The sequence below is a fragment of the Arcicella sp. BE140 genome (assembly GCF_031456255.1).
GTDB classification, from domain to species: Bacteria; Bacteroidota; Bacteroidia; order Cytophagales; family Spirosomataceae; genus Arcicella; species Arcicella aquatica.
Map to the genome: position 1 here is coordinate 85,891 of NZ_JAVDUE010000011.1, position 23,388 is coordinate 109,278.

19 protein-coding genes are annotated in these 23,388 nt (G+C 34.0%); 7 read left to right on the forward strand and 12 right to left on the reverse strand.

Going from position 1 to position 23,388, the window contains the following annotated elements:
* Positions 1-19 precede the first annotated feature (19 nt).
* On the reverse strand, positions 20-1,471 hold the full coding sequence (locus J2Y60_RS15950) for a DUF4369 domain-containing protein (RefSeq protein WP_309919920.1): 1,452 nt from the start codon (positions 1,469-1,471) through the stop codon (positions 20-22).
* Between the two features lie 210 nt (positions 1,472-1,681).
* Between J2Y60_RS15950 and J2Y60_RS15955 the strand changes: the two genes are divergently transcribed.
* Complete coding sequence (locus J2Y60_RS15955; protein WP_309919921.1) at positions 1,682-2,464, forward strand: YdcF family protein; 783 nt, start codon at positions 1,682-1,684, stop codon at positions 2,462-2,464.
* Here J2Y60_RS15955 and bla read toward each other — a convergent pair.
* The gene (bla, locus tag J2Y60_RS15960) at positions 2,461-3,216 is read right to left on the reverse strand and encodes a subclass B1 metallo-beta-lactamase (RefSeq protein ID WP_309919923.1); all 756 of its coding nucleotides are present in this window, start codon (positions 3,214-3,216) and stop codon (positions 2,461-2,463) included. The two genes, J2Y60_RS15955 and bla, sit on opposite strands and share 4 nt — an antisense overlap.
* A 219-nt stretch (positions 3,217-3,435) precedes the next feature.
* Here bla and J2Y60_RS15965 point away from each other — a divergent pair, with 219 nt between their 5' ends.
* Entirely contained in the window at positions 3,436-7,800 is a 4,365-nt protein-coding gene (locus J2Y60_RS15965) for a M12 family metallo-peptidase (protein ID WP_309919925.1), read from the forward strand.
* Between the two features lie 82 nt (positions 7,801-7,882).
* Here J2Y60_RS15965 and pfkA read toward each other — a convergent pair whose 3' ends face one another.
* Positions 7,883-8,857, reverse strand: a complete 975-nt coding sequence (pfkA, locus tag J2Y60_RS15970) for a 6-phosphofructokinase (protein ID WP_309919927.1) — start codon at positions 8,855-8,857, stop codon at positions 7,883-7,885.
* A 357-nt stretch (positions 8,858-9,214) separates the two neighbouring features.
* Between pfkA and J2Y60_RS15975 the strand changes: the two genes are divergently transcribed.
* Entirely contained in the window at positions 9,215-10,771 is a 1,557-nt protein-coding gene (locus J2Y60_RS15975) for a DUF5723 family protein (RefSeq protein WP_309919929.1), read from the forward strand.
* Positions 10,772-10,777: 6 nt separating this feature from the next.
* Here the strand turns inward: J2Y60_RS15975 and radC are convergent, their stop codons facing one another.
* A complete protein-coding gene (gene radC, locus J2Y60_RS15980; RefSeq protein WP_309919931.1) occupies positions 10,778-11,479 on the reverse strand; it encodes a RadC family protein in 702 nt (233 codons plus the stop codon).
* Between the two features lie 202 nt (positions 11,480-11,681).
* Positions 11,682-11,936: a 30S ribosomal protein S20 gene (gene rpsT, locus J2Y60_RS15985; RefSeq protein ID WP_309919933.1), complete on the reverse strand. Its 255-nt coding sequence runs from the start codon at positions 11,934-11,936 to the stop codon at positions 11,682-11,684.
* Positions 11,937-12,079: 143 nt separating this feature from the next.
* Between rpsT and J2Y60_RS15990 the strand changes: the two genes are divergently transcribed.
* Positions 12,080-13,105 carry a zinc dependent phospholipase C family protein gene (locus J2Y60_RS15990; RefSeq protein WP_309919934.1) on the forward strand — a complete coding sequence of 342 codons (1,026 nt, stop codon included), beginning with the start codon at positions 12,080-12,082 and terminating at the stop codon, positions 13,103-13,105.
* A 60-nt stretch (positions 13,106-13,165) separates the two neighbouring features.
* Positions 13,166-14,341: a class I SAM-dependent rRNA methyltransferase gene (locus tag J2Y60_RS15995; RefSeq protein ID WP_309919936.1), complete on the forward strand. Its 1,176-nt coding sequence runs from the start codon at positions 13,166-13,168 to the stop codon at positions 14,339-14,341.
* A gap of 61 nt (positions 14,342-14,402) precedes the next feature.
* On the opposite strand, the gene J2Y60_RS16000 is transcribed toward J2Y60_RS15995, so the two are convergent.
* From J2Y60_RS16000 to J2Y60_RS16025, 6 genes are all read right to left on the reverse strand, one after another.
* On the reverse strand, positions 14,403-16,370 hold the full coding sequence (locus tag J2Y60_RS16000; protein ID WP_309919938.1) for a tetratricopeptide repeat-containing sensor histidine kinase: 1,968 nt from the start codon (positions 16,368-16,370) through the stop codon (positions 14,403-14,405).
* Positions 16,371-16,904: 534 nt separating this feature from the next.
* Entirely contained in the window at positions 16,905-17,621 is a 717-nt protein-coding gene (locus J2Y60_RS16005; RefSeq protein WP_309919940.1) for an OmpA family protein, read from the reverse strand.
* A 104-nt stretch (positions 17,622-17,725) separates the two neighbouring features.
* Entirely contained in the window at positions 17,726-18,253 is a 528-nt protein-coding gene (locus J2Y60_RS16010) for a PA2169 family four-helix-bundle protein (RefSeq protein WP_309919942.1), read from the reverse strand.
* A gap of 87 nt (positions 18,254-18,340) precedes the next feature.
* Positions 18,341-18,550: a hypothetical protein gene (locus J2Y60_RS16015; RefSeq protein WP_309919944.1), complete on the reverse strand. Its 210-nt coding sequence runs from the start codon at positions 18,548-18,550 to the stop codon at positions 18,341-18,343.
* 20 nt (positions 18,551-18,570) lie between these two features.
* On the reverse strand, positions 18,571-18,801 hold the full coding sequence (locus J2Y60_RS16020; RefSeq protein WP_309919946.1) for a hypothetical protein: 231 nt from the start codon (positions 18,799-18,801) through the stop codon (positions 18,571-18,573).
* A gap of 296 nt (positions 18,802-19,097) precedes the next feature.
* Positions 19,098-21,026, reverse strand: coding sequence for a beta-L-arabinofuranosidase domain-containing protein (locus tag J2Y60_RS16025; protein WP_309919948.1), 1,929 nt, complete (start codon positions 21,024-21,026; stop codon positions 19,098-19,100).
* A 46-nt stretch (positions 21,027-21,072) separates the two neighbouring features.
* Here J2Y60_RS16025 and J2Y60_RS16030 point away from each other — a divergent pair, with 46 nt between their 5' ends.
* Both J2Y60_RS16030 and J2Y60_RS16035 read left to right on the forward strand, forming a co-directional pair.
* A complete protein-coding gene (locus J2Y60_RS16030; RefSeq protein WP_309919950.1) occupies positions 21,073-21,312 on the forward strand; it encodes a hypothetical protein in 240 nt (79 codons plus the stop codon).
* A complete protein-coding gene (locus J2Y60_RS16035; protein WP_309919952.1) occupies positions 21,309-21,716 on the forward strand; it encodes an HNH endonuclease signature motif containing protein in 408 nt (135 codons plus the stop codon). The genes J2Y60_RS16030 and J2Y60_RS16035 overlap by 4 nt, the downstream gene beginning before the upstream one ends.
* 194 nt (positions 21,717-21,910) lie before the next feature.
* Here the strand turns inward: J2Y60_RS16035 and J2Y60_RS16040 are convergent, their stop codons facing one another.
* Positions 21,911-23,386, reverse strand: a complete 1,476-nt coding sequence (locus tag J2Y60_RS16040) for a glycerol kinase GlpK (RefSeq protein ID WP_309919954.1) — start codon at positions 23,384-23,386, stop codon at positions 21,911-21,913.
* Positions 23,387-23,388 lie beyond the last annotated feature (2 nt).

A 23,388-nucleotide genomic window follows, 5' to 3' on the forward strand; every position in this document is an offset into this window, starting at 1 on the left:
CGGGATGACTCATGTTTGTTTATCTGATATTTTTAGAAGCCTTTTGTTTTCTGGTAAAATCAATAAAATCTTCTACTTGTTCTACTGGTAAACGTTTGGCAATAATCTTTTTGTCTTTATCCAATACATAAATTACTGGCGTAGCATATACATCAAAGCTATTTTTAAAGTCGGTATAATACTCTTCTTTCCCTGTTAGGGCATTTTTATGAATATCTATCCCATTAATTAATTCTTCTAGCTTAAATTCTTTGATAAATCCTTTCCATTTTAAAGGCGTTCTGTCGATTGAAGCCGCTACTACTTTTACATTTTTAGTTTTTAAAGTTTGATAGGCTTTTTTCAATTTCGGAGCAGACTCGCGACAATGGCTACATTCAGGGTCATAAATAAACAAAACAGTATAATCAGCAGGTATACGTGGAATATCAATTTCTCTTCCCAAAGTGTCAGTAAGGTACATATCTGGCAATTTTTTGCCTATCAAAAGGGGTTTCAATATTGCCACTCTTTCTTTCATTCTTCTTACAGTAGAAGTGTCCCATAATGATGGTTCGCCGATATAATATTTCTCTGCCATGTGTACAAATGCACCATCTGTCCCTAAGATTTTTGGGTTTTCATACTGACTAGAGATTTTATAAATTGTATATCTTCTTACATCTCTAGAAGTAGCTCTTGCCAATACAAAATCAGCCTCTTTAGCAATAGAATCGGATACTTGAACAGTCAAATCGTCAAAATAACGTTCCAATTTCTTTTGTAAAAATGGTGTACGCATCATTCTATCATCTTTCAAATCAACATTATCCCAAAAATGAGCTTTATAATATTGAAATTGATACTGATACATCGCAGCGGTATCTGCCTTAGTTTGAAGAGGCTTCGGATAGGTTGGAATTTCTGGCTCTTGTGATGATTTAATCAATTTTCCAGCAAATAGATTTTCATTAGCTTTTAACCAATCTTTTTGAAATTGAGTGGTACTGGCTTGTACTTTCTTTATTTTAGCATCAACAGTTGCCGATTTTCCTTTTTTACTTTCAGCTTCCAAGGCTTTCATCTCATCAAAGCGGTCAGACATTTCCTGTTGAAACTTAAAGAAGACTTCATTTTCTTTAGACCCTGTTATTTTCATTTTACGGATTAGGTTAACTGTATCCGTTTCAAATGCAAACTCTTGGTTACCAATGATGATATCGAAATACTTACCCTTGGGTAACGAAACCAAATATAGTCCTTCGGGTAATTTTTTGTCTCCTTTAAAAAGGAAATTACCTTCTGAATCAACCTTGGCAGTATCTTTTATTACTTGTTGATTATAACCAAAATAATGTGCTAAAAAAACAGTGGTATCTTTAATACCTTTTATTTTTCCTTTGATAGAAAAACCTTCACTTGTCTGGGCTAAAAGCTGATTAGAAAAACCAGTAATACTTAGTAGGAGTAAAATTTGAAATATTCTTTTCATTAGTTTAACTGTTGTTGCTATGTTTTTAAATTGTAAGAGCCTGAAGAATGTTATTTTTTCTCAAAGTTACGCTAGTAAAGCATTAAGAAAAAGTATTTAGTAGTTTTGTAAACGATTCTGAGCTAATTTCATTATTACCCACATTTCACCTTAGTTTACTAAAGTTTATTAACGATTTTTATTCTTAAACAGACATACCTTTCTTTCAATATGTTTTACTTTCTTTCTAAAGTACTTTTTTACGTACTAATGCCTCTTTCTCTCACCATCATTGTATTAGTTTGGGCAATATTCACCAAAAATCCTCAACGTAAAAAGCAATTATTAATTAGTACGTTAGTAATGATTTTTGTATTTGGTAACGACTTTATCGTAAACGAAGGTTTTATCCTTTGGGAAATTCCTGCAACTTCTCCTGAAACGATTGTTGAGCCTTATGATGTAGGTATTATTCTAACGGGCGGAATGATTAGCAATAAAGCAGGCACGAGTCAGCAGATTTTTGTCGATAAAACGGCTGATAGATTTATCCAACCTCTCTGTTTATATAAACAAGGCAAAATCAAGAAAATACTTATAACGGGAGGTAATACTGATTTAACCATCATCAGAAGCGATTTTTCGGATGAAAACCTAAAAACTGCACAATTATTAGAAGAACTTGGCGTAAAAAAATCAGACCTTATCTTAGAAACCAAAGCTAGAAATACCCGAGAAAATGCCACCTATACGGCTGAAATATTGCGTAAAAAGCCTGAACTAGGCAACAAATATCTATTATTTACCTCAGCTTTTCACATGAGGCGCTCGTTAGGCTGTTTTGAAAAAGCAGGATTGACAGTTACACCTTTTAGCACAGCCTTCAAGTCAAAAGCAAGAATTTTCACTTTTAGTAGCCTGATTGTACCCAGCGAAGGTGCTTATTATGAAGGCTATCATTTAATCCATGAGATATTGGGATATTGTGTTTATAAGGTTTTGGGGTATTGCTAAGGTTTGAATAATTTAATGGTATAATCAAGTAATTTTTTGTTCCCATATTCTCCGTGTCCGGGAACAACGATTTTTACATTTGGATATGCCTTTTTAACTTTTTCAACGGTACTTGACCAGTCTGCAATAGTTGCATCACCTAAATAACCTTTGCCCGCCTCTAATTCTTTAATTAAACATCCTCCAAACAAAATATTTTCGCTCGGATAATAACCTACTACATTATCTTTTGTATGTCCTTCTCCGAAAAACTTTGTAACAATATGCTCCTTGACAACTTTTAAAATAAGAGAATCCTTGAAACTATTTTTGGGAACAACATAGTTATTTTCTTTGGCCAATTCAATAGTTTTGAAATAGGCATACGAAGGAATATCATTATCATCAAATGCCTTTAAACCACCCAGACAATCATCATGGAAATGGGTTGGAATAATGGCATTTATTTTACAATGAAGCGTTCCTTTAATCCATTTGATTAACTCTTCTGCATTTTTGTCATTGGTTGGAGTATCGAAAACCACTACTTCATGACTATTTCTGACAATCAGCCCATTACAAGGAACATAGCCAAAATCATTGGTTTGTTTAAATGAGGTATGCTCAAAAGAATTCTTAGCAATTTGAGTGATAATTAAATCCTTGGATTTGTAAACTTCTTTGGGTTTAAATACGTCTCGTTTTTGAGCAATGCCTTTAAAGTTTATGATAGAAATTAGAATGATTACTAAGGTTTTGAGACAAGGTTTCATTTTTGCATTTTTTATTATCTAATCAAATTTATAGCAAGCTTAGTTCATTCACAAATTTTATTTAGCTAATCCTTATGATGTTGGAAATGTGTTTGGAGCAGTCGGAACAATTAGGTTTTTAAATTACTACAAATCATCCTTTGATAAAATTGTTATTCATTTTATCAAAGATTAATTTTATAGAAAAGTACCAAATCCTACAAAATATAAAAAATTCCCATGAAAAAAAGTTTCCTTTTATTATTACTGGTACTACACCAAATAAGTTTTGCACAAAACCCTAACATTTCTTGCGGTGTGAATGACAGTGTTTTACCTGATAGTATTATCAAAGCAATGCAAAGGTCTCCTTTATGGCTACAACAAAGACAAGCCCGAAAATCTGCGGAGGAGTTTTATGTTTGTAGAATTGCGGTTGAAATAGATTCTGATACTTATGAAACTTTTGGCAAAGACAGTAACTATGTCAAGCATGAAGTAATAAAAGTCATTGAAAAAGTTTCTAAAGTTTATGAAGCAGAGATTCAAACACAATTGGTCGTTACTTTAATTAATATCAGAAAAGATTCTAAAACAGACCCATATAGAGGTGTTACCAATATTTATAGCTTGCTGTCCACCTTGGAAACAAGCAAAGTCAATAGTCCATTCAAAGAAGCAAGCTTTGATAAAGTTGTTTATTTATTTACCAAGTCTGTATCTGGTGCAGGAGGGATAGCTTCTTACTTTGGCTATTGTTTAGCTCCTTTAAGTACACCAGTAACGATTGCACATGAAATTGGACATACTTTTGGTTCACCACATACACATGATTGTTCTTGGCCAGGTGGCATGATTGATTATTGTTCAGCAGATGAAGGGGGTTGCAACAAACCATTGGCAATGGAACGTAGCAGAGGCACAATTATGAGTTATTGTAGAGATGTTTTTACTTTTCACCCACTTTGTCAAGCTTTAATGTATGAACACGCCAAAAGCAGATTCCCTAAAATTACAGACATTAGCAATACTCCGCCGAAACTCACAAGTATTCAAGATGGAAAGCCTTACTTAGTGTTCAATCCAGTAGTTTTTGCCGAAAGCTATCAATATGAAATTTCACAGTCGGCGGATTTCACTAAAATTCTTGCCACAGATACTACTTCTCTTCCTGAAATATATTATAATAATTTCAAAAAGAACAATACTTATTATATCAGAGTAAAAGCAAAAAATAGACTGAGTAATTCGGCTTGGTCGAACGTGATTACAGTCTATATTCCTAATAATATCCTAACTACTCCCATACTCCTCTCACCTAAAAACAATGCACAAAGTATTTCACCAAATCAGGAGATTACCTTTTTGTTTGAACCAGTGGAAGGAGCAAAAAAATATGAATTAAGTCTTTCAACTTATCCTGAAATTGATTGGTATTCTAACAAAACCATCATTTTCGCTGCTACCAAAAATGGGTATTCATTAAAACCAAGCGAAGAATATTTAGGAAATAGAATATTTGCATGGCGTGTAAGAGCTATCAATGATAGTTCAGCAAGTAGTTGGTCTGAACCCAGAAAGGTAATTTTCGTAGCAGGTGAATATAATATAGGTTTCCCATTTGGTAGTATTAATAATATGCCTTTATCTTTTCCATTTACTTTTTCTACTAATGGTTTGGTATATGATACTAAGTTAAGGGTCTCTAAAAACCAAGACTTAAGTAATCCAATCGTTGAAAAATCTTTTAAGCAAGGAGAATATAATTCTTTTCAAAAAACTGTATCACTAGAAAACCTGCAGCCCAACACCCAATATTACATTAAATTAGAAACCCTTTATCCGAATATTGATAATTTGAATGAATTACCAGATGGGGTTTTTAAAAGCTCAATAAGAACATTCACAACAAGTAATGACACTGCTTTAAACCAGTTAAAAATTTACACTTATGACAATCTTCCCAATATGGGTTCAGTATTTTCCAATATTCTTCCATCAAGCAATAATGTTTTTAAATATTCCGAAGCTGGATTAGTAAAAATCAAAGCAGATAGTTTAAAAGCTGAAGTATTTACACACCAAAAAACAAATGGAGTAATTGGTAATTTCATAGATGCAATGGATGTGGATTCATTGGGAAATGTACATGTAATTATGAGAATAGCTAAATATGGAACAGGTGGTCAAATAGTATTTGCAGATAGGGTATTTGATTCAAAATCAATGGAATTACTTTCTTCAAAAGAATTTACACTTGATAATGCTATTAATATTATCAGATATTATAATGCCAATAATAACTTTATAAGTGATGGAAAAAAAATAGGAAGAATTGTGAATGGGAAAGCAGAAGTTTTTTTCACTTTTGACGATAAATATAGTTTTGATAAAATGGAGGCAAACAGTTCATCCATTTGGCTTTATTATTACAATAACGCTACACAAAAGAATGAATTAAAAGAGTATAATTTTAAAACACAAACAACAAAGTTTTTCCCTAATGAAACCTTTACTCAGAATATTAGTAAATTAAAAATAGATAAAAATGGGCATTTATGGGCATTGAATAAAGATGGTATTAGTAAGTATGACGGCATTAATTGGACTACCTATACCTTAAATAATCCTTGGGAAGACTATATTGATATTTTTAATTTTGACTCACAAAACACACTCTACGCCCACACTTATCAATATTTCACAGGGGAGAATAACAAGTTAATTAGACTTAAAAATAATGCTTGGCAAGAGTTAATAGCAATACCCAATATTTACGCTAATGAAATGATTATTGATAATTTAGGTAAAGTATGGCTTAATAATACGAATGGATTAGTCCGATTTGATCCTTGTAAAGAAATCTCAAAACCATTGATAGAAAGTAAAGCAAAAAGTATATTATATGGAGAAACTTTGAGTTTAGAGGCAAAAGGATGTAGTAATGTTGTTTGGAATTGGAAAAATGCAGAAGAACAAGTTGACAATAAACTGATTAATGGAAATACACAGATTAAGGTTTCGCCCAAAAGTAGTACTACTTATTATGCAAGTTGTTATGATGATGGATGTGCCAGTACAGAAGCATCATTTAACCTTATTGTGATTCCCAATCTTTTAACCAATAGAGTAGCCAAAAATGAAATCTGTTTAGGAGATAGCATTAAAGTACTTTCAACGATAGAAGGTTCTTTCAATGAAAATAATGTATTATCGGCTATACTAACTTCTGCTACAAAAACAACTTATAGTTTTACGCTAGTTAATCAGAAAAGCTTTTCATCTTTTGTAGCAAGTTCAAGTATTCTAAGTGGAAAGTATTGGTTGAAAATCGGTTCAAGTGCTCCGAAGCTTACATCAAAAGATTCTGTTGAAATAACGATTTTGGCTTTACCTACAGGAAGTATTTCTGGTACGAATTATTTCTGTGCTGGAGGTAGTACCTCTCTTACTGCCACTACAAACAATACTTTGAGCTATCAATGGTTAGAAGGAGAAAATATTATAGGTTCAAATAATAAAACTATAATTGCTAGTAAAAGAGGAAAATATACGATTGTCCTGAAAAATAATATAGGATGTACAAATACTTCTGAAATATTTACTGTTGATGAAAATCCATTACCTATTGGTGAAATTATCGGTAATAATAATTTTTGTGCTGGACAATCTACTTCAATTTCTGTCAATAATACCGACGCTACCAGTTTTCAGTGGTTTAAAGGAATAAATATGATTGGCAGTAATTCTAAAACATTATCCGTCAATAAAGCTGGTCAATATTCGGTAGTATTAAAAAATGATAAAGGATGTACCACTACATTATTACCTTATATCATCACTGAAAATTCTTTACCAATAATAGACGTCTCAGGCGATAAAAGCTTGTGCGAAGGTAGTTCTAAAATACTAAGTACCGTTGTTAAAGGTGGGCAAGCTCCATATACTTACGAATGGGAAAAAGATGGTATAGCCATAGCTGATAAAACTAATACTATTGCTGTTTCAAAAGCAGGTTCTTATTCGGTGATTACCAAAGATGCTAAAGGGTGTATTGATACTTCTGCAATACATTCAATCACAGAAATAAAGTTACCTAAAGCCACTATTAGCAAAAGCGGTTCTACTGATATATTAGCTAATGCTCAGGTAACTCTATCGGTATTAAACGACCCTACTTACTCTTATCAATGGAATAAAGATAAAATATCAATTACAGGAGCAATTTATAATAGTTTCACTGCCTCTACAGCTGGGATTTATAGTGTAATGGTTACAGCCAATGGATGTTCTTCTCTCTCAGATTCAGTAGTTGTGAATTTGGTCACAGGGAATGAACCATCGGCTATTTCTAATCCATTCTCATTGAAGGTATTCCCTAATCCAACTGATGGCAACTTTAGCGTTGAGTTTACTTCAACGAATTTACAACCTATTGAACTCCTTGTAATTGATATTCAAGGTAAAATATTACTTAGGAAATTAGTTAAAGGTATTGGAAAACAACATGACAGTATTGACATCTCAGAACACTCATCAGGTCAGTACATCTTGATCCTGCAAAACGATAACAATAAACAGTCTATGAAGATTAGTAAAAAATAAATCAAACATTTATATAAATAAAAAGGGCTGAAAATTCAGCCCTTTTTATTTGTCTTGAAATATTAATTGGTAACTAAGAAGACTACTTACTCAAAATCCCAGCAAGTCTTAATAAATCTGTATTGATAACTTTCTTCATCGTGATAGTATCATGGAAAGCTGTATAGACTAATTGGTCGTTTACGATACCTGCCATTTCGTTTTTATGACCTGCTAAAAGCCCTTCTAAAGCACCCAATCCTAAACGACTAGCCAAGATTCTGTCAGCAGCACTTGGGCTTCCTCCTCTTTGGATATGACCAAGGTTTGTTACACGAATATCAACAGGAATATCAATTGTTTTCTTGATTCGGTCTGCAATAACTGCGGCATTACCTTCTTCGTCTCCTTCTGCTACTATGACGATTGATGATGTTTTTTTCTTATTAAAGCCTGCTTTCAATGTTTCAACTACATCTTCAACAGTTTGTCTTTCTTCAGGAATTAAGATTGATTCTGCACCACCCGAAATACCCGACTGAATAGCAATATAGCCAGAGTCACGTCCCATTACTTCAATAAAGAATACTCTATCATGCGAATCTGCCGTATCTCTGATTTTATCAATTGCATCTAAGGCTGTATTTACCGCTGTATCATAACCTACTGTAAAATCTGTTCCGAAAAGGTCGTTATCTATGGTTCCTGGTACACCAACTGTTGGAATTTGGAATTCATTAAAGAAAATTTCAGCACCCGTAAAAGTTCCGTTTCCTCCAATAGCTACTAAACCTTCAATGCCATGTGATTTCAACTGTTCGTAGCCTTTTTTTCTACCTTCTGGAGTCATAAACTCTTTACTTCTCGCAGATTTCAAAATCGTTCCACCACGCTGAATAATATTACTTACAGATTGAGAATTAAGCGGAATAATGTCTCCCTTAATCATTCCGTTATATCCACGAATTATTCCAAAAATTTCGACTCCATGATGTAGCCCTCCTCTAACGACTGCTCTAATCGAAGCGTTCATACCCGGTGCATCACCTCCTGAAGTAAATACTGCAATTCTTTTCATGCTGGTAAAGATTGTATTTTAGTAAAGTTGGTTAATAGTAGTTATTTAGTTTACAGAAATAACAAATATCATTATTTCCATAAGCAAAACCTCACAAATTTATTGTTTAAAAGTGATGTTTCTAATATTTTTTCAAAAAATTACAGTTTAATAAAACATAAATAGTAAATTATGTAAATATTTCAATATTAAATTGAACTGTTTACCTTTTAGCTCCAAATCATAATATTTTTGCACTAAAATCTATATAGCTAATAAGTAATTTGTATTAGCGGTATATTTGTAAAATTATTTATCCATTAATTTATTACCGCTACCGTTTTTGTAGTAATAGCAAAGTATACAAAACCACTAACAATGCTTAGATTAATTCTTTATTTTTTAATATGTTTATTTTTCTCTTTTGGAGTCGCAGCACAACAATGGTTAGGTATTTCTGGAAGTAATTATGCTGGTACTAATTCAGTTTATACTAATCCTGCTAATGTAGTAGACTCAAGGTATAAAGTATATATTAACTTAGCAAGCAATGATATATTTTTAACGAATAACTTCACCAATTGGGAAGCGCCTTATTCTGTCTTACAACTCTTCAGCAATACTGTTCCTACTCAATACAGAAACCCCGTTAACAACAACATTCTTTTTAAAGACGAATATTTAGCGGCTAATCAAAGTAGTGGACTTAAACACCTACACACCATTGATGATTTCAGAGGGCCATCTGCTTTAATCAATCTGAATAGCAGACAATCTGTTGCTGTTTTAACGCGCGTACGAACTGGCATCAATTTTACTGGTATGGAAAGCCAATTTTCTGAACTAATTCGTACAAATATTAAAAATGAAGGTATTCAAAACCAACTGGTGAACCTAAATGGCACTACTTTCAACGCAAATAGCTTTGTTGAATTTGGGCTTAGCTTTGGGCAAGTATTAATGAGCGAAGATGAAGACTTTGTCAAAGTTGGTCTTACGGTTAAGCGATTAGTGGGTTTATATTCTGCCCACTTGATGATAGACAGAGCTAATTATGATGTTGTATCCGACCCAGCCAACCGTACTGAGCGTTTATTAAGAATTAATAGTCTTGTGGCTCAATATGGATATACAAAAAATGAAGCTTTTGAAAACGCAAAATTTAGTCCCGGATGGATTTTAGGCAATCAATCTGCTGGTAGTGGCTGGGGCTTAGATATTGGTATTGTGTATGAGTTTCGTCCAGATTTACGTAAATTTTCCTATCGTGAAAAGGGTGTTTTGAAATTAGACCCAAGTAAAAACAAATATCAATTTCGAGTGGGCGTTTCATTATTGGATATTGGTGGGCTAAAGTATTCAAATCCTAATTATGTAAAAAATTGGGATATAAATACTACGAATAAAGTTTTTAATTCAAAAGACTATAAAAAAGTACAAGGCCTTAATGACGGCCTCGACCGTATCAATGCTTCTTTAAACCTTAGTGAAGATCAAGCTCAGTCATTGTTTCACACTAGTTTACCAACAGCTTTCAGCGTAAATTTTGACTATCATTACAAAAACAATATTTACATCAATAGCGTTTGGACACATGCTTTAAGAAGTGACAATTCTATTGGTATAAAATCTCCTTCGTTGTTAGCAGTAACCCCTAGATGGGAAACTAAATGGGCAGAAGTGGCTATGCCTTTTGCACTATTAGATAATTATAGCACCTTTTCATTTGGCTTGTCTGCTCGCCTAGGGCCTGTTTTTCTGGGTACTGACAACCTTGGAAGTATATTAAATATCGGCACGCCTCGGGGGCTAGATTTATACTTTGGTGCTAGTATTCCTATCTTCAGAAAACCTCCTACTGTTCCTAATGCCTGTTTTTACGAAAAAGGTACTCGTAAAAGTTTAATAGAAACAATGATGTTCTGGAAAAAATAGGCTCTTTCATAACATTCCTTCGTCGGCAAAGCTAAAGTATTTTTTATCGGTAAAAATCAGGTGGTCTAATACAGGTATGTCTAGATGCTGTCCTCCTGCTCTTAATTTTTGTGTAAGGTCTTTATCTACCTGACTAGGGCTTAAATTACCCGAAGGGTGATTGTGCGATAGAATAATACCGCTCGCTAAGTGTTCTAAAGCTACTTTAAATATCATTTTAGGGTCAGCAATTGTACCAGAAACACCACCGCTACTTACTCTTTCACATTTCATTACATCATTGGCACGGTTGAGCAAGATAACCCAAAATTCTTCATGCTGTAAATCTGTCAGGTAGGGTTTTAATACTTCATAAGCATCTGCCGAACACCTAATTCTTGGGCGTTCTGTTTTCTCTGTGTTTTTCTTTCTCCTCCCTAATTCTAAGGCACTGACTATCGTAATGGCTTTGGCTTCACCAATTCCTTTAAACTTAGCTAAATCTTTCACAGAGAGCCTCGCTAGTTGATTCAAATCATTGTTTACACTCTGGAGTATTACTTTGGCAATATCAATGGCTGTCATGTTCTGAATGCCTGTAGCAATTAATATTCCTAGCAATTCTGCGTCTGATAAGGCTGCTTTGCCTTTGATAAGTAGTTTTTCACGAGGTCTATCTTCTTCTGCCCAAGATTTGATATTCAGATGGGTGTTCTCGTAGGTCTTCATTAGGTGCTAAGTTTTATAGTGTTAATATAGTGTATGTATTTTATTATTTTTTTGGCAAAATTAACTATTATCGTATTTCTGTAGAAACGATATTTTATAAAGATTAATTTAAAACTAAAATATTTTATTGCAAAATTTTAGGCATAAAAAAAGACCCATCTTTTCAGAAAGGTCATTTTTTTATGAATATTTCAAAGCTATATTAAGCTATTTTATTCACTAACTTTGCTAACTTAGATTTCAAGTTAGAAGCTTTGTTCTTGTGAATAATGTTCTTCTTAGCTAATTTGTCAAGAGCAGAAGAAACTTTTTGATAAAGATCAGTAGCAACTACTTTATCGTGTGTCAAGCGCAATTTCTTCACCATTGTACGTGTAGTTTTGTGCTGATAACGATTACGTAATCTTTTTGCTTCGTTTGCTCTGATTCTTTTTAAAGATGATTTGTGATTTGCCATGTTTATTTCCCGAATAATATTGGTTTTCTGATTTTCTATTATTGAGGTGCAAAGGTACATCTTTTTTAAGATAATACAAGTGCATATTTACAAAAACTTTCAAATTAGCTTGAATTAGCTTTTTATACCTAAAGTATATCGCCATGAGAAAAACATTTTTACTCCTATTTTTATGTTTATTTTCCAACATTTCAGCTTCATTTGCTTTTAAAAGCGCAGGCTATTCTAACCCAAAACCTTACCTGAATGCTCATAAGGTCACAAAATGGGGATTTTTCGCACATCAACGCATTAATCAATTAGCCATTTTTACTTTACCGCCCGAGATGATTTCTTTCTATAAAACAAACTTATATTATATTGTAGAACACTCGGTTGCTCCCGACCGTCGAAGGTATGCTGTGCAGGATGAAGCCCCAAAACATTACATTGATTTGGATAGCTATGGTGATAGTGCCATTTACAAATTGCCACATTACTGGAATGACGCTGTTGAAAAGTTTTCAGAAGATAGTTTATTCAAACATGGTATCGTTCCTTGGCATATCCAGTTTATGAAGTTTCAACTGACGAAGGCATTTGAAGAAAAAAATGCTCAAAAGATTCTCAAAGTCTCTGCTGAAATTGGTCATTATATCGCTGATGCCAATGTACCGCTTCATACTTCGTCTAATTACAACGGACAAAAAACTAATCAAGTCGGTATTCATGGTTTTTGGGAATCTCGATTACCAGAATTATTTGCTAGTAACTACGATTTCTTAGTAGGCTCAGCTACTTATGAAAAATCTGTCAGTAAACGAACTTGGGAAGCCGTCAGCCATGCAAATGCGTGTTTAGATTCCGTTTTTGCTTTTGAAAAACACCTAAACGCCTCCACTAATCCAAGTAAAAAGTATAGTATCGAAGAGCATAATGGGCAAAATATCAAGATGTATGCGAAGGACTATTCAAAAAAATACCATGAAGCGTTGAGGGGACAAGTAGAAAGGCAAATGAGGAGGTCTATCAAAATGACTGGTGATTTTTGGTACACTGCATGGATAGATGCTGGTCAGCCAGATTTAAGCAACATACAGTTTGTCCCATCCGCTAAAGAAAAACAAGCCGATGAAAAAGAACAGAAAACATGGCTTCAAAAACTTTTTAAAGCAAGAGATGAAAATTGATTCCTTTGAAAATGAAGGGTGAATAAGTATTAAAACGATTTTCATCTGTAATTTTGTAGTATGAAATCACAAATTATTTTAAAAGCAGGTAAGGAAAACCCTGTGAAACGTTTTCACCCTTGGATTTTTTCGGGTGCTATTGCAAAAATTATTGGCAGTCCAACAGATGGGGAAGCCGTTGATGTGTTTGATTCGCACAAGAACTATTTGGCTACTGGACATTATCATGAAGGAAGTATCGCTGTAAAAATATTTTCTTTTCAAGAAACCAACGCTGATGAAAACTTCTGGTTTGATAAAATCCAAAAGGCTTATCAGGTGCGTCAACTAATTGATTTTGAAACAACTAATTGTTACCGTTTAATCCATGGCGAGGGTGATGGTTGCCCTGGACTAATCATTGATTTCTACAATGGCGTTGCCGTTTTTCAAGCCCATAGCATCGGTATGTATCTTGAAAAAGAGAAAATTACGGTAGCCTTACAAAAAGTATACGGAGATAAATTAACCGCTATTTATAATAAATCGCACGAAACGCTTCCTAACCAGTTTGCCTCAACGGTTCAGAATGGTTATTTGTTTGGTGCGTGTACAGTACCACATCCTGTCCTTGAAAATGGTTTTAAGTTTATGATTAACTGGGAGACTGGACAAAAAACTGGTTTTTTCCTTGATCAAAGAGATAACAGAGCCTTGTTAGCGAAATATTCAAAAGGTAAAAAAGTATTGAATTCGTTCTGTTATTCAGGTGGCTTTTCGATGTATGCTTTAGGAGCTGAGGCTGAATTAGTACATTCTGTTGACGTTTCTCAGAAAGCAATCGACTTGGTTACTCAAAATATCGAAGCAAACAATTTTCAAGGATTAAATCATCAGGCTTATGCCGAAGATGTAATGAAGTACTTGAAAGCTAACGACCAGTTTTATGATTTAATCGTACTTGACCCGCCTGCTTACGCCAAAAACGTAGCTACGCGTCATAATGCTATTCAAGGGTATAAGAGACTGAATACCGAAGGTTTTAAAAGATTAGCAAAGGGAGGAATTTTATTTACGTTTTCGTGTTCACAGGTAGTTGACAGAGAGCTATTTTATAATACTGTAGTTTCTGCTGCGCTAGAAGCTGGGCGACAAGCCAAAGTATTACATCACCTTACACAGCCTGCTGACCACCCTGTGAATTTCTTTCACCCAGAAGGCAGTTATCTAAAAGGCTTAGTGCTTTATGTAGAATAAAGATTTATGCGAATATTAGCTTTCTGAAGGGCATCAATTATCGTTCTTAAGAAAGCTAATTTTACTTTTTACTTAATGGTAGTGTAAAGTAGAAAGTAGTACCTTGGTCGGGCACACTTTCAAACCATATTGTTCCATTATTTCTCTCTATCAGTTCTTTGCATAACAACAGCCCAAGACCACTCCCCTTCTCTTTGGCTGTCCCAAAACTTGAATATGAAGTATATTTATTGAATATTTTTGATTGAGCCTCCAATGGAATCCCTTGTCCATCATCTTTAATAGATACAACAATTACCTGTTCCTTTTCTACAGTATCAATAATAACACTATTGGATGCTTTTAAAAATTTTACTGCATTCTCGACAATATTTCTAATAACAATATCTATCATGATTGAATCCGCAAAAACCAATTGAGGTACTTGTCGCCTTTCGGCAACTATTTTTATTTTCTTTTCTGTAGCTCTTGTTTCTATTAATAAAACATTCTGCTGGATTATTTCCTGTATGTCAAACAATTGCGGATTTACTTGCATACCATCCATTTGGCTTTTAGCCCAGTATAAAAGATTATCTAATAGCTTGGATGTAGCATGCAGACTTTGAGAGATTTGTCCCACATAAAACGCTACCTCTTCTTCAACCATTTTATCATCAATCATATAGTCTATCATTCCTTTAACAGAGTTAACAGGCCCACGGAGATCATGACTGATAATTGAAAAAAATCGATTCCTTACCAATATCAATTCTTCTAAATGTTCATTTTTATCAATAATATCCTTGTTTTGTTCCTCCAATTGTTTGATAAATTTCTTCTTTTCATGATGATTTTTAAATAAAAGGACGGCTATCATTAATAAAAGCAAGGCTCCTCCAGCTATCAGATTTCGCTTTAACTCAAGGTTTTTTAATTCTCCTTGTTTGATACGAGCAGTTTTATTCAGTAAATCTATTTGTTGTTGTTTCTTTTCAAGCTCATAGCTCGACTGCACTCTGGTAATGGCTCTTGTTTTTTCGATACCACTTAGACTATCTTTTAACGCTATTCCTAAATTTCTAAAAACTAGTGCTTCTTTATAATTTCCTAATTTTTGATGATTCAGGTACAATGTATTGTATATCTGAGTCGATATTTCTTCAATACCTAGTTTCTTATTCTCTTTTAAAGCCATATTGGCAAAATGTAAACTTAATTTATAATTACCAGTATAATAATAAATAAGTGCAAACGCATTATGACAATAGGCAATATCTTCATCATCCTTAATTTTTATTGCTAATGCCAACGCTTTATTGAGGTATTCTTTTGCTAATTGATATTTTTTGAGCGCAATATAATTTTCTCCAATATTATAGAGCGTAATAGTAGTACCAAGGCTGTCTTTTACTCCTTGAGCTATGGGCAAAGCTTTTTTATTATAAGCTATGGTTGAATCTGGCTTTCCTTTATATTTAAAGATTTCGCCCATATTTACTAACAAGCTAAATGTAGCATACTTTGTTGGGTCATTTTGTTTAAGGGCTATATCATATGCTTTTTTATAATAAAACAAGGCATTGTCATACTCTTCCATATCTGAATAAACAATACCTATATTATTATATTCATTTCCTGAAAGTCCTGTTAATCCTAGCTTTTCACTAATGCGTAGACATTGGAAATGGCATTCTAGTGCTTCGGGCAATCTTCCCTTTGAAACCAATGACACGCCTTTAGTAAGATATGCTAAAGCAACACCTTTCTCAAAATGGATTTTCTTGGCTAAATCCAAAGACTTTTGTGCCATAAAAAGTGAACTATCTGAATTTTTATTCCAATAATATCTTGAAAGGGCATAATACGTATTTACTCTATCGGTATCATGTTTAGCAGCGCTAAGTTTATCATTCAAAAGTTGCAGCCGATCTGATTGAGCTAGTGAAAGTGAAGATGCATAAATTATTAATCCAATAATAGTAACTATTGTTTTTATACCTGTGTATTTGCTGTAAATCTCTAGCGCACAAAAAGCCCTTTTCTTCATATTTATTATAATCCAAATATCTTTTTAAGTTATCAATAACTTAAAATGGTTCTTTGGTCGTTAATAGTGGTTTTTATAAATCAAGTATATTGTTGCTTAAAACTCTTAGAGCTTTTCTTCAATGCTTAGCTTGTTTTCTTACCAAATTAAGCTATTTTATTTAAACAAAATATGAGCCAAAAACGAAAATAAAGGCAAAAAAAGAAATTTGCCCATCAATCCAGAAAAGTCAGGTTGAAGGGCAAATTTATTTTTTTAAATACCTAGTTTATTAAAAATTAAGCATAACGTTTTTTTAAATACGCAAGACTTTATCATGAAGTTTTCAATGCGATATTTCATAATTCTGCCTGTTTAATCAACTTTTTTATTGAAGATAATTTTTAGACAACAGAGTTGATAGTCACACTAAAAACAAAACTTCTCCTGCTACTTTAACAAGTAAAAAAATAGAATTGCCCATTAATCTATGAAATGAGACTAACGGGCAATTCTACCTTGCACCTACGATACCTTGATTAGGGCTTAAACCTTTTATTTTTTACTTACTTCATTACCGCTAGCCTTAACTGCATCTTTTTTCAACTTATCGTCAGCAACAATAGCAAATTCTACTCTTCTATTTTGCTCTCTGCCCGACTCCAATGTATTATCTGCTACAGGGTCTTTCTCGCCATAACCTAATACTGTCAGACGACTTCTTGATACGTTATTAGCTTTCAGAACAGCTGCTACTGCATCTGCTCTTTGCTGAGACAATTTCATGTTATAAGCCTCTGTCCCTACATTATCAGTATGACCAGCTACTAAAATTTCTGTATCAGGATACTGCTTTAAGGTTTCAGCAAACTTAATTAGATTATCATTTACAGTAGGATTAATTTTGGACGAATTGAAATCGAACAATACTCCCGACTTCATCGTAATTTTGATGCCCTCTCCCACTCTTTCTACATCCGCTACTACATCTAAATCTTTCTTTAACTTTTCAGCTTGCTTATCCATGTATTTCCCTACAAACGTACCTGCAATTCCTCCGACAGCTGAGCCTACAATCGCATAAACAGCTGGATTTGATTTTCGTCCGATAGCAGCACCCATGGCTGCACCAGTACCAGCACCAATGATGGCCCCTCGCTGAGCATTATTAAGCTTTTTAAATGAATTACATGAATAAAAACTCGGTGCTAAAACAAGTAATAACAAAACTATTTTGCTAATACTCCGTGTATACATATTTATCGTTCTCATAATTTAATTGTTTTGGTATTATGAACAGTACAATATTTTTGTTTAGCTTTTCTAACAAAAATGCCATAACAATGTCATGGCATTTTCCGTCAACAAATCAAAAATTATGATACTGGCATTGGTTTATCGAATACTTCTTGTTGGTTATCTAATACCTCCTGTTCTGCCTTTGCATGATGCTGCGATTTTTTCAATGACTGAATAATTTTTAATGACTCAGTGATTGAAGAAATTTGTGATTTCAATAATTGCGACAAATCAGGCGATGCTTGTACTTTATCTGAAGCCAACACAGTTTCATAGGCCTCAAGTGTAGCTTTATCGCCAGATTCACAAGAATTCAAAATAGTTTCTCGATTATTAGATACAATTGAAGCTTTAAAATCTACCCAAATTTGATGAGCTTTACCTATCAGTGTACTTGACGTAGCAGGTTCTCCACCAAATTTTACCACATGTTCAGCCAATGCTTCTGCAAAGTGTTCGCTTTCATTCAACATTCCGTGAAAAAGATTTTTCAAGTCCCCTCCATCCATGTTTTGTTCTGCTTTCCTATAATTTTCGATACGATTATAGTTAATCTCTATTAGTTCATTCAGACCTTTCAAGAGAATTTCATATTGATTTTGCATAATTAAAGGTAAGAATCAGTTATAATTAAAATTCCTGATTCTTTTTTAGAAGGTTTATGAATTTTAAGTTTGAAAAATCTCGTGTCACTAAATTGCTTTTTTCACTTTAGCTTTCACTTCGTCAAACTTATCAGCTACTTTTTCAGCTAAATTCAAAGCACCAAGTTTAATATCATCGATAGTTTCTTTAGCTTCTGCTTTTGCTACAGCTCCTTTTTTTTCTAAGGTTTCGGCTTTGTGTTCAGCAGCCTCTTTTTTAACTTTTTTCTTTGTAGTTTCGATTTTTGTAGTTCCCATGGCTTTATTTTATTTATAAATTATTTAACAGTGTCTGATTTATTTAATATCAATGTGTCTTTAGAGGTCACTTTACCCATGTTATGCTGGCCTTCGTTATCAGAAGTGGACCAATATCCTCCTGCTATAGAAATCAAGATTAAGACAATCCCAATTAAAACAGTATAGATAAACATATTACCTGCTTTCGTTTTTTTTTGTTCTTTAATATCAGAACGCATTTCCTTATCTACTCTATCAGCTTTTTCCATGTTCTTATTATTTTATAGGTTACATTAAAGAGGTTAAAACATTTGTACCAGTAGCAGAAAACTAACATTCAGGAGGTCATTTGAGCAAATAACTCTACAAAATGTGTGTAAAAAATAGTAAAAGAGGTAGCAAGCATCACAAAAAAATGCTAAAACATTAAAAACAAGTACAAAATAGTACTTACTTTTAGTGCTTTAGCATTCATTAGTCAACTATGCTTATGTTAGTATCCTTATATTTCTTCCACAGGTTGCTTAATTGTTTTAATATTGTGTGGCTAGTGAAATGGTACTTTCTACTTCACATTCCAATACACTACATATCGTTCTCGGTGAATATCGTACAAAGGGCGAAGTGTAATACCTTCATTTAATGTTTTGAAGGTCAGGGGTTTCCCAATGAGAGGTTTAATGGTGTTGTTCAGGTTACTTTTATCTAAACTCAATGCTTGTACTAAGCCCGAAGGTACTTTATAATTGAAAGTGTAATAATCGTTATACAGTGATGGATTAGAATAAGGAGCAGGAGATTCCATTTGCGCCGTACCCATTTCTCCTGCCAATACGATTGGCCCATATAATATTGCTACTTTATTAGGGTTATCACTGGTAGCTTGTGTAGTCAAGGTCATAGGAAATATAATTTCTACCCGATCATTGGCTTTCCAGACTCTAGCAATTGAGAGATAGCTTCCCGAAGATTGTTTGATTTTCAAAGGCTTGCCATTCACCGTAACACTCACATTCCTTGCCCATGATGGATAACGAACATTTAAAGTAAGTAACTGATTTGGAGCAGATTCAATCGTAAACACTGTTTTACCAGACTCAGGGAAAACGGTTTCTTGTTTAATGCTAAACCCCTTTTCCTTCCAATTAAGGGTTGAAGCTATGAATAAATTCACATACAGAGCGTCTGCACTATGATAATATATGGCTTCACCATACTTTGCATGGTTTTCGAATCCACTGCCTACGCAACACCAAAAGGAATTTTCCGGAGTACTATATACTTTGTGTGCTCCAGCTAACATGGGTAAAAAGTAGGCTACCATTCCTGTTTGTGGGTCTTGTTGACCAAGGATATGGTTGAAAAGAGCTTTCTCGTAATAGTCCGCATATTTCACATCAGCAGTGTGCGAAAACAAATGGCGAGTCAGTTTAAGCATATTATAAACATTGCACGTTTCGCCAGTATAGCCCGTCAAGTGTTCTGAAAGTGCGTCTGCTTTGAAAAATTTTTCTTTATCACTATTACTTCCCGTTGCAAATGAATGGTGATTGATAACAGTATTCCAAAAGAAACTAGCAACAGCATCTCCTTGTCCTTGGCCTTCTAACTCATATTCACGCGTCATTCCCAATAATTTAGGTATGTAGGTATTGGCGTGCTTCTTTTCTAAAATATCTTTGCCTTCTTTCAAAGAGTCTAGCATTTCGTTATGATAGAAAAATGTAGCTAGCCATTTGTATTCAGTTTTCCCAGTGATCGCGTATAAATTGTAAAAAGATTCATTAATTCCTCCAAACTCATTGCGAAGCATCAAGGCACGTTGTGCTTGGGTTACAGGTTGAAGTTTTTGATATGCCCAAGCTCCCATCTTTTGGGCAACTTCTAATGCTTGCAGATTATTGCAATATAGATATTGGTCGATTAGTCCAGCAATTATCTTATGCAAAGTGTACCAAGGAGCCCACACTTTTTGTCCTGTGATATTTCTATTAATCAATTCTTGTGGAAAAGCACTTAAATAACCGTCTTGATTTAATACTTTTTGCACAACTGCCAATCCAGCAACGATGCTTTCTGCTTTAACTTTAAAGCGTTCGTCACCAGTCTGCGCATACATCAATGAAAGCCCAGAAAGCAAATGTCCCGTAGAATGTCCTCGTAAATCACAATCTAACGATTCCCAACCTCCATATTTTTTCACTTCAAAATATCCCCCTTCATTGGCATCATAAATACCTGCATTATTACGAAAACTATGTAATAATCTTTTGACATCTATCGATAAAAGCCAACTTTGTTCACGTAGCATATTTTCTTTGAATCGTCCATCCAGTAGTCGTACATCAGATAAATCAAAGCTATATACTGCGGGTTTTAGTTTATCTTGTAAGGTAAATTTGTCAGTATGCTGACCGGGATAGTGCGATTGTGCAAAAATGCTCCCTTGAAAGAATGAAAGCAGCATGATAAAAAAGTGTGTGTGTTTCTTCATTTTAGAAATCAATAAATTATATTTGATAAAAAATGTCTTTACTGTTATGAAATCATCTCAAACGATTTATGATGATGTTGCCGATTTTATCGCCAGCATGGATCCAAGTAAGGTGATAGCCTTTCAACCTACTCCAAACAATCAAAAGCGTCTTGATTTTTTATTAGATAAACAAATAGAGTCAGGATTAAGCCATGCTGAAAAAGAGGAACTTGACCACTATCTTGTGTTAAATCGAATTATCGGACTTGCCAAGGCTCGTGCTTTAAAGCTTTTATCAGTATGAGAAAAACCATTTCTACACATATTAAAAATCAAGTTGCTCTGCGTGCAAATTTTCATTGTGAATATTGCCTCCAACCTGAACAAGTTTCTTTTTTCTCTTTTCATATCGACCATATTATTAGTATAAAACATGGAGGTAATTCTTACCTCAATAACTTAGCTTATTGTTGTCCAGATTGCAATCATGCGAAAGGAAGTGACATTGCTAGTATTATAAAACACGATATTTTAGTTAGATTTTTCAATCCAAGAAAAGATTCTTGGAAAGATAATTTTGATATTATTGATGGCGCAATCATTGGTAAAACTGAAATTGGTAAAGTAACAGAGCGTATTTTCAAGTTCAATGAATTAGAAAGATTAATCTTTAGAAAACAATTGATAGCATTACAACTGTATATTTAGTACTTCTTTACCAAGCATTGTTATAAAAGTTCATGCAGTAACTTTCATACTTAATCGATTAATCACAAAAAGATTAAATAGTGTGTCAGTTTGAAGAAAGAGAGGAAAAATAAAATACATACCCTATTTTCTTATTTTTAATTTAAGAAAATAAAGGTATATATGAAGAGTAAGTGAAAGGAATAGGAATTTTCCTAAATAATATCTTTCCAAGCCTTAAAGGCTTTATGAATTTTAATTTGATTTTGTTCCTGAGGGAGGACTGACTGTGGCTTTTGAAATAATGCTTTTAAAGATGCTACTGATTCAAAAATTTGGATGCCTAAACCTGCCATTAAAGCTGCTCCTAAAGCAGATACATCGGGCATTCCTTTGTTGACTACGGGAATACCAAGTAAATCAGCTATTGCACTTAATACGAAACCATTAGAAGTCATTCCACCATTTACCATCAATTCTTTTAAATGTATGTGAGAATCCTCCTCCATGGCTAATATCACATCTTTTATCTGAAAAGGAATAGATTCCAACGTCGCCCGAACGATATGATTCTTGTTACTACCAAATGTTAATCCATGAATGGATGCCTTTCGCTTCATGTCCCAATAGGGTGCACCTAAACCACTAAAGGCAGGGATGATATAAACACCTCCATTATCCTCAACAGCCGTAGCCATTGCTTGTGTTTGTTTACTTTCAGAAAACAATCCTAACTCATTTTTAACCCATTCTACGGTTGCACCACAACTTACAATGGCTCCTTCAAGGGCATAGTCTATTCTTCCTTCGGTACTCCAGCAGATAGTCGTAATCATGCCATTTTGCGAAGGCTGTGGTTTATCTCCGATGTTCATCAGAATAGAACAGCCAGTCCCTAAAGTAGCTTTAGCGGTTCCTGCTTCAAAACACCCTTCTCCAAAAGCGGCTGCATGACTATCACCAATCATACCAGAAATGTTGATGGCTTCCTCAAAAATTCCACCAAAAGTGCTTGTACCGAAATTTGAAGAAGATGCTTTAACTACGGGCAAATTGATTGTTGAAAGGTTGAAAATTGACAATAACTCTTTATCCCATTGGAGGGTATGCAGGTTAAAAAATAATGTTCTAGAAGCATTAGTATAGTCTGTGGCATAAACTTTCCCGTCTGTAAGTTTATACAATAACCATGTATCTACTGTTCCGAAAAAGGCTTTGCCTTCGTCTATCGCTTGCTTTATTCCAGGATTATTTTCGTATAACCAAATCAGCTTAGTTCCCGAAAAATAGGGGTCGATTAATAACCCTGTTTTTTCTTTAATGGTATTACCTAAACCTTCTTGGCTCAATCTATCACATACCTGTACAGAACGTTTGCATTGCCAAACGACCGCATTATGCAATGGTTTGCCATTTTCATCCCACAACACAAAGGTTTCTCTTTGATTACTGATACCACATGTTTTTATATCTTTTAAGTCTCCGCCATTAGCGACAAACTGAGCTAAACAATTTTTAACGGCAGTCATGGCATTCTCAAAAATTCCTTCAGGGTCTTGTTCTACAAAACCATCTGCTAAATATTGGGTTTGTAGCACTTCAGAAGCCCTAGCTACTACATTAGCCTTTTCATCGAAAATCAATGCTTTGGTACTACTAGTACCTTGGTCAATAGCGAGTATATATTGCATAG

Bases quoted from the DNA above. Each gene is read 5' to 3' on its own strand.
- J2Y60_RS15950 (WP_309919920.1), bottom strand. From the start codon at position 1,471: ATGAAAAGAATATTTCAAATTTTACTCCTACTAAGTATTACTGGTTTT.
- J2Y60_RS15955 (WP_309919921.1), top strand. From the start codon at position 1,682: ATGTTTTACTTTCTTTCTAAAGTACTTTTTTACGTACTAATGCCTCTT.
- bla (WP_309919923.1), bottom strand. From the start codon at position 3,216: ATGAAACCTTGTCTCAAAACCTTAGTAATCATTCTAATTTCTATCATA.
- J2Y60_RS15965 (WP_309919925.1), top strand. From the start codon at position 3,436: ATGAAAAAAAGTTTCCTTTTATTATTACTGGTACTACACCAAATAAGT.
- pfkA (WP_309919927.1), bottom strand. From the start codon at position 8,857: ATGAAAAGAATTGCAGTATTTACTTCAGGAGGTGATGCACCGGGTATG.
- J2Y60_RS15975 (WP_309919929.1), top strand. From the start codon at position 9,215: ATGCTTAGATTAATTCTTTATTTTTTAATATGTTTATTTTTCTCTTTT.
- radC (WP_309919931.1), bottom strand. From the start codon at position 11,479: ATGAAGACCTACGAGAACACCCATCTGAATATCAAATCTTGGGCAGAA.
- rpsT (WP_309919933.1), bottom strand. From the start codon at position 11,936: ATGGCAAATCACAAATCATCTTTAAAAAGAATCAGAGCAAACGAAGCA.
- J2Y60_RS15990 (WP_309919934.1), top strand. From the start codon at position 12,080: ATGAGAAAAACATTTTTACTCCTATTTTTATGTTTATTTTCCAACATT.
- J2Y60_RS15995 (WP_309919936.1), top strand. From the start codon at position 13,166: ATGAAATCACAAATTATTTTAAAAGCAGGTAAGGAAAACCCTGTGAAA.
- J2Y60_RS16000 (WP_309919938.1), bottom strand. From the start codon at position 16,370: ATGAAGAAAAGGGCTTTTTGTGCGCTAGAGATTTACAGCAAATACACA.
- J2Y60_RS16005 (WP_309919940.1), bottom strand. From the start codon at position 17,621: ATGAGAACGATAAATATGTATACACGGAGTATTAGCAAAATAGTTTTG.
- J2Y60_RS16010 (WP_309919942.1), bottom strand. From the start codon at position 18,253: ATGCAAAATCAATATGAAATTCTCTTGAAAGGTCTGAATGAACTAATA.
- J2Y60_RS16015 (WP_309919944.1), bottom strand. From the start codon at position 18,550: ATGGGAACTACAAAAATCGAAACTACAAAGAAAAAAGTTAAAAAAGAG.
- J2Y60_RS16020 (WP_309919946.1), bottom strand. From the start codon at position 18,801: ATGGAAAAAGCTGATAGAGTAGATAAGGAAATGCGTTCTGATATTAAA.
- J2Y60_RS16025 (WP_309919948.1), bottom strand. From the start codon at position 21,026: ATGAAGAAACACACACACTTTTTTATCATGCTGCTTTCATTCTTTCAA.
- J2Y60_RS16030 (WP_309919950.1), top strand. From the start codon at position 21,073: ATGAAATCATCTCAAACGATTTATGATGATGTTGCCGATTTTATCGCC.
- J2Y60_RS16035 (WP_309919952.1), top strand. From the start codon at position 21,309: ATGAGAAAAACCATTTCTACACATATTAAAAATCAAGTTGCTCTGCGT.
- J2Y60_RS16040 (WP_309919954.1), bottom strand. From the start codon at position 23,386: ATGCAATATATACTCGCTATTGACCAAGGTACTAGTAGTACCAAAGCA.